The following is a 2876-nucleotide window of genomic DNA, read 5'->3' on the forward strand; positions in this document are numbered from 1 at the left end:
TCTTTATCTGAGTTTCATGTGATGTTTGCATTACCAAAACCTGAACATCCGCTGGTTAGTTTTATCCGGTTGGAGAATATGAAAATGCCGGAGGAAACATTGCCTGACTATTTGGTTTTGGATTTTTACAAGATCGCCTATAAGGACAGTATTGGAAAGGCTAAGTATGGACAGCATCATTATGACTTCAAAGAAGGCGGATTGGTGTTTACTGCTCCGGGGCAACTTTTTGAGAAACCGAAGAGCAGCAAGGGCAAAGGCTGTATTCTGCTGATTCATCCTGATTTTTTCCTGTCTTATCCTTTAGCTAAAAAAATCAGGCAGTATGGATTCTTCTCATATGCAGCTGATGAAGCTCTTCATCTCTCTGAAAAGGAAAAGGAGACCTTATTCTCTGTTTTCAAAATTATTGACGAGGAACTCAACAGTAGGGTAGACGACTTCAGTCAGGATGTTATTATTTCACAGATCGAACTCGTTCTCAATTACAGCAGCAGATTTTATAAACGCCAGTTTATTACCTATAAAGCGGTCAATGATGATCTGGTTCAGCAGTTTGAAGTGGTACTGGATTCCTATTTTAATTCTGACCACGATTTGCATAACGGCATGCCTTCGGTTCAAACTGTCGCAGAGCAACTCAATGTTTCTGCCAATTATTTAAGTGATGTTCTCCGCTCCTTGACAGGTTCCAATACCCAGCAACATATTCATAACAGGCTTATTGATATGGCGAAAGAGATATTGTCTACCACCCAGCTCTCAATTTCCGAAATTGCCTACGATCTGGGATTTGATTACCCGCAGTCCTTTACCAGATTGTTTAAGAGTAAGACCAAACTTACTCCTTTAGAATTCAGACAATGTTTTAATTAGAAACAGGTCAAGTCATACATTATAAAGGTTTTTTATAATAAAAATCCAGATTTTATTCAGGAATTGGTCAACAAAATTGAGCTGATATCAATCTCTGTTTTTTTAAATAAATGAGAATTAATAGCATATGTCAGTTATTTGTCGTACATTTGTAGAATAATAAGGCCTCTGGATTATTTGAACTAGACTCAAGTTTATTCATAGATATAAAAACAGCCGCTCAATTTTGTCATTAATATTTTAGGTGTTCTACCTTTTAAGAAGTTCGATTTTCACTCTTAAACTTTACTCATCCAATTTTTTTTTTCAAAGATTATTATTGTTTTGATTTACCTCAGAACATAGGGATAATTTGTCCTATAAATAGAATACAATAATTTTTTAATACATATACAATGCAACAAGGAACAGTAAAATTCTTTAACGATACCAAAGGATTTGGTTTTATTACTCCATCTACAGGTGGTCAAGACGTTTTCGTACACACTTCAGGTTTAGTAGATAATATTCGTGAAAATGATGTCGTAACATTCGATTTACAAAATGGAAACAAAGGGGTTAATGCAGTTAACGTTAAAATAGCGTAACTTCAATTAATAACGATATACGTTACAGAGAGAGCAAATGCATTATTTGCTCTCTTTTTTATTTTGGTCTTAACGAGTGTTTTCATAAATCATTCCTTAACTAACTGTCTTATAGACACCAGGTGTCCAAATAAAATGACTGGCACAATAAATGTCGGCAACCAGCTGAACGGAAAATTTAAGATCGCTATATTTGGTTGTTCTGATCCGAATTGCTGTACAGGAGTCGGAGCGGATAAAAAGGCATTGATAACAATATTGATCAGAAGCCCCAGGCCAATAAAATTCCAGATCAAAATTTTCTTACGATTATTCTTTTCTTTGACTATCCAAAAGTAGGCGACAATTGGTGCTGTTATACCGGCGATAATATCGAAATTTCTTCCTTGGAAGGTCATTAGCTCAGGAACAGTCTTGTTCAGAAAAAGCCAAAATAACACAATTTCAACAGGAATTCTGACCATATTCAGATATGTAATGTTTGTAAGTGGTAAACTGTCAATTAATTGCTTTCCTTTTTCTGTTAGGAATAAAATAATGATGGTAAGAAGCGGAGGTAAAATCCCAAATAATAATATTGTAGGTGGAAACGAATCAGTTTCAAAATTGTAAACATCTTTAAGTGTCAGTACAGCCTGTATGATCAGCCAAACTATCAAAACGATAGTGATGGTCACTAAGTGTTTTTTGGTATAAGGAGATTTTGAGTTCGCAAGCATCCTGTGGAATAGAAAAAGTGTGACAATTGTTGTAAGCCCGAAGGTCACTGGGATATAAATTGGTAAATTTTCTAACATTGAATACTGTTTATGATTGCAAAATATAAACAATATTCATCAGAGTGGTTGTCATAAGACAAGAAATAACATACACACTACCGGTATTCCTGTTTCTGAAAATTATAGGCGTGGAAAGGGTTATATGATGAGCAAAAGGTCTAAAAAAATTTTATCATTGGAATTTGTAAACACCTCCGTAAAGTTGGATTAGACATGACTGGGTATGTTTTAAAACATACTTTCTTGAATTTAGTATCAGAGGATTTTGGATGATCCAAAGCTTCTGAAATTGCTGGCCATACAAAGACTATAGAGAAATACGCAGTAGATCGGCAGGAGCATCAAGTTGAAAAAAATAAAATTTCTGAAAATATGGAAGCTTTTAAAAGCGTCTATCAGAAGACGGAGGTGAAATATTTGGTTTTTTAAAATAAATTCACTATCTTACAATATGAGAAAAAGTGAAAATCAAGATACTATATCACATGCCGGAAAAATTAACGAGCGAACAAAAGCTTTAGAAGTTCTCGCAAAAGCAAAGAAAATACAGGGTAAGATAACCGTAATCCGACAAGGTGTCGGCAGGAATTTCAAACCTAAAAATGAGGAATAAAATTAAAGTATCGTTTTAATT

At 34.5% G+C, this 2876-nt stretch carries 4 protein-coding genes; 3 read left to right on the forward strand and 1 reads right to left on the reverse strand.

Features of this window, described 5'->3' with window-relative positions; genetic code table 11:
• A partial coding sequence (locus tag AB671_RS19890) for a helix-turn-helix domain-containing protein (protein WP_066676683.1) occupies positions 1-876 on the forward strand: 876 nt, incomplete at its 5' end.
• 395 nt (positions 877-1271) lie between these two features.
• Positions 1272-1463 (forward strand): cold-shock protein, encoded by a 192-nt coding sequence (locus tag AB671_RS19895; RefSeq protein WP_066676677.1) that lies wholly within the window; start codon positions 1272-1274, stop codon positions 1461-1463.
• An 89-nt stretch (positions 1464-1552) separates the two neighbouring features.
• Here the strand turns inward: AB671_RS19895 and AB671_RS19900 are convergent, their stop codons facing one another.
• Positions 1553-2260, reverse strand: a complete 708-nt coding sequence (locus tag AB671_RS19900) for a hypothetical protein (protein WP_066676675.1) — start codon at positions 2258-2260, stop codon at positions 1553-1555.
• A 433-nt stretch (positions 2261-2693) separates the two neighbouring features.
• Between AB671_RS19900 and AB671_RS22385 the strand changes: the two genes are divergently transcribed.
• Complete coding sequence (locus tag AB671_RS22385; protein WP_157444274.1) at positions 2694-2855, forward strand: hypothetical protein; 162 nt, start codon at positions 2694-2696, stop codon at positions 2853-2855.
• Positions 2856-2876 lie beyond the last annotated feature (21 nt).

The sequence above is a fragment of the Chryseobacterium sp. BGARF1 genome, assembly GCF_001677955.1.
Taxonomy (GTDB): Bacteria; Bacteroidota; Bacteroidia; order Flavobacteriales; family Weeksellaceae; genus Chryseobacterium.

Coding starts and splice junctions, on each gene's coding strand:
- AB671_RS22385 (WP_157444274.1), top strand. CDS start 2,694: ATGAGAAAAAGTGAAAATCAAGATACTATATCACATGCCGGAAAAATT.
- AB671_RS19900 (WP_066676675.1), bottom strand. CDS start 2,260: ATGTTAGAAAATTTACCAATTTATATCCCAGTGACCTTCGGGCTTACA.
- AB671_RS19895 (WP_066676677.1), top strand. CDS start 1,272: ATGCAACAAGGAACAGTAAAATTCTTTAACGATACCAAAGGATTTGGT.